The 1,670-nt window shown below is 74.1% G+C and carries 1 protein-coding gene; it reads left to right on the top strand.

All coding sequences use genetic code 11. The annotated features are described in order from the left end of the window. Positions 1 to 1,670 (top strand): IucA/IucC family protein (locus ITI46_RS34335; protein ID WP_209243963.1); only part of this gene is annotated, 1,670 nt, incomplete at both ends.

Raw genomic sequence — 1,670 nt, 5'->3', positions numbered from 1 at the left:
CGGACGAGGCGGTCGCCCATACGCTCCTCAACTGCCTGCTGCGCGAGGTCTCCGGCCCCGAACACCAGACCGCTGTCGACGACGGCCGGCTGCTGCTGAGGCTGCCCCGGCGCGGCGTGCTGCTCCGCGTCGCGCTGCGCCGCACCTCGCTGCTGGGCGCCCACCGCTTCACCGGGCCCGTCACCGAGCAGGACGGCGAGGGCGGCTGGACGGCGGTCGACTGGCGCCGTCTGGCGGAGTACGCCCACGACGAGCTGTTCCTCCGCACCGGCGTACGCAACGAGGAGTTCGCCGAACAGATCACCTCCAGCCACGAAGGCGTCGCGGCGGCGCTCGCCGGCCGTCCCCGGGCAGCCGCACATGCTTCCACCGCGGACGGACCCGCCCGCTATCTCGCCTCCGAGCAGTCCCTTCTCCTCGGCCACCGCTTCCACCCCACCCCCAAGGCCCGGACCGGACCCCCGTCGGCCTGGGCCTCCTACGCACCGGAGGCCGGCGCCACCTTCCCGCTGCGGCAGCTCGCCGTACGTGAGCACCTGCTGGCCGAGGAGACCGCACACACCGGCGCGAGCGCCCCGCTGGACCGGCCGGCCGCCTCCGTACCCGACGGCTACAAGCCGCTGCCCGCACACCCCTGGCAGTACGAGATGCTGCGCGACCACCCCGCGCTGCGTGCCGCCCTGGAGCGCGGCGACGTGCTCGACCTGGGCGAGGGCGGGCGGCCGTTCGCCGCCACGGCTTCCGTGCGGACGCTGTACGACGGCGAGACGTTCCTGAAGTTCAGCCTGAACGTCCGCATCACCAACTGCCTGCGGAAGAACAGCCGTTACGAGCTCTCGGGGGCCGTCGCCCTCACCCGCCACCTGGCGCCCGTCCTGGGTGAGCTCGCCGAGCGCTTCCCCGGTGCGGCCGTACTGCGCGAGCCCGCCTACCGCAGCCTCGCACTCCCGGGCCCGGACGGCACGCCCGACCGCGCACTGCTCGAAGGCTTCGGCGTGATCGTCCGCGAGGGCCTGGCCCAGCACCTGCTGCCCGGCACCACGCCGCTGCTCGCCGCCGCCGTCGCCGACGAGTACCCCACCGGGCCGGGCCATGTCTCCCGCCTGCTGGACGGCGCGGGACCGCAGGCCGTACGGGACTGGTGGGCCGCCTACCTGCGACTGCTCGTGCCGCCCGTGCTCGCCGCCTACTTCGACCACGGACTCGTCCTCGAACCCCATCTGCAGAACGTCCTGCTCTGCGTCGACGCCGACGGCATGCCGGCCCAGGTGCTCTTCCGCGACCTGGAGGGCACCAAGCTCGTCCCCGAGCACCACGCCAGTACCCTCGCCGCGCTGCCCGCCGAGGTGGCGCGGCCGATGACGTACGACGCCCAGCGCGGCTGGGACCGCGTCGTCTACTGCCTGCTGGTCAACCACATCGCCGAACTGCTCGCCGCGCTGGCCGACCTGTACCCGGGCCAGGAGGCGGCGCTGTGGGCACAGGTCCGCGAGACCCTGCGGGAGCACGGCACGCGGTACGGCTGCCCTCCGCGGCTCAACGCCCGGAGTGCTGTTCGCGCTGCCGCACCTCGTCTACCGCGCGTCGGCGATGGCCGTGCACGCCGTCTTCCGCGGCCGGGCACGGCTGGGCACGGCGCTCGGATTCGGCCTGATAGCCGTCGGCCTCGC

It is taken from the genome of Streptomyces oryzae (assembly GCF_017676365.1).
Classification (GTDB): Bacteria; Actinomycetota; Actinomycetes; order Streptomycetales; family Streptomycetaceae; genus Streptomyces; species Streptomyces oryzae.
The sequence above is the reverse complement of the archived record's forward strand: the minus strand, read 5'-3'. Positions and strand labels throughout refer to the sequence as shown.